Source organism: Tumidithrix helvetica PCC 7403 (genome assembly GCF_965232925.1).
Lineage (GTDB): Bacteria > Cyanobacteriota > Cyanobacteriia > Pseudanabaenales > Pseudanabaenaceae > Tumidithrix > Tumidithrix helvetica.
Genome location: NZ_CBDDRA010000065.1, coordinates 1 through 1,635, shown reverse-complemented (window position 1 = coordinate 1,635; position 1,635 = coordinate 1). Strand labels below are relative to the sequence as shown.

Here is a 1,635-nt window from a genome sequence, read left to right as displayed (position 1 = left end):
ACTAGCCTGAATAATTCATCAGGAAGAGAAAGTGGAGAAAAAAAAGAGCCTAAAACTGAGTAGAATTAGGCTCTCCAGAATATTAATGGCAATATTTTCTCATGACAGAGTGTTTTTTGGAACCAGAGTTCAATTTTTATCAAGAAAAACGATTAGAAGTAAAGTTTTCCGAGCAACAACTGAGTACAGATGGAGGGATACTGCTAACTAGGCAAGCAGAGGAGAGGGTCAAAATAATTGCAGGAATGGCAGAACGGATAGTCGATAAACGCGACCCCAACAAAATCACGCACAGTATGGAACAGCTAGTTTTACAGAGGGTTTTACAACTAGCGAATGGGTATGAAGATGCGTTGGACAGTAATTACATGAGACAAGACCCAATCATGAAAATAGCATGTCAGCGATTGCCTATGGTAGGGGAGGAAATGCTGGCAAGTCAGCCGACCATAACAAGATTAGAAAATCAGGTAACCAAACAGGACAACAGCGCCATCAGACGGTTGTTTGTAGAGCGCTTTATTGCAGGGCACAGGACAGAACCAAAGGAAATTATCCTTGATGTAGATGGTTGGGATGCACAGACCCATGGTAAGCAGCAGTTGAGTTTTTTTCATGGGTACTATGACCAGCAGATGTATTATCCTGTGCTGATAAATGATGGGAAAAGTGGATATCCACTGGTCTTGCAACTAAGAGCAGGAAACAGTCACGCAGGCAAAGGTGTAGCAGGGATTTTGCGTTGGTTGTTTTGGCGATTAAGACGGGTCTGGGCAGGCGTAAAAATCATCTTGCGAGGGGATGGTGGTTTCTCATTGCCAGAGATTATCAAAGTCTGCGAACATGCAGATGTTGGTTACGTTTTGGGTTTTTCCAGCAACAATGTCCTCAAGCGTAAAATTGCTGAGTTGCTGGAGCGATCGCGTTTGCAGTATTGCCAGACTGGAGAAAAAGTTCGTTTGTTTGATGATGTCTACTATGCGGCTGGATCTTGGTCGAAACCCCGTCGATTAGTGATGAAGGCAGAATGGTTGGAGAAAGGCGCTAATCCTCGTTTTGTGGTTACCAATCTGGATCTGCCTTGCCAAAAACTTTACGACGATCTCTATATCCAACGAGGTGCTGATTCGGAACATCCTATCAAAGAGTTAAAACTGGGAATCAAAGCTGGTCGTCTCAGTTGTCATTCTTTTGTAGCCAACCAGTTTCGCTTATTTTTAGCTCAGGCTGCTTACGTTCTACTTTTAACGATTCGACAAGCTGCTTCTGCAACAAAATTCAAGAATGCTCAAGTCCTACGTTTACGCGGTTCTCTGCTTAAATGTGCGGCTTATGTCAAGATTTCTGTCAGGCGAGTACTAGTGCAACTTTCAGCTTTTTTCCCCTTTGCCCAAGAAATTTGTCAGATTTCCCATCGGCTAAGCGATCCTAATTTTCAGCTTTTTAATTAGTTTTTTCTCTTCCAGAGGATTGGTGTGTCTTTTTTTGCCAATCTTGGGCGATTTACAGCGATAAAGGCTTCTTTTCTATGCATTTTCTCTTTTAAATTAAGATTTTTCTTTCCTTTCCAAAATACCTCTTCCTTTTTTCTTGATTTTTATTCTCTTTTGGGTTCTCATGAATAATGCAGGCTAG

1 protein-coding gene is annotated in these 1,635 nt (G+C 42.0%); it reads left to right on the top strand.

The window, feature by feature from the left end; all coding sequences use genetic code 11:
* The first annotated feature begins 101 nt into the window (after window positions 1–101).
* Entirely contained in the window at window positions 102–1,451 is a 1,350-nt protein-coding gene (locus ACP2WE_RS25960) for an IS1380 family transposase (protein ID WP_425218412.1), read from the top strand.
* The last annotated feature ends 184 nt before the right edge of the window (window positions 1,452–1,635 follow it).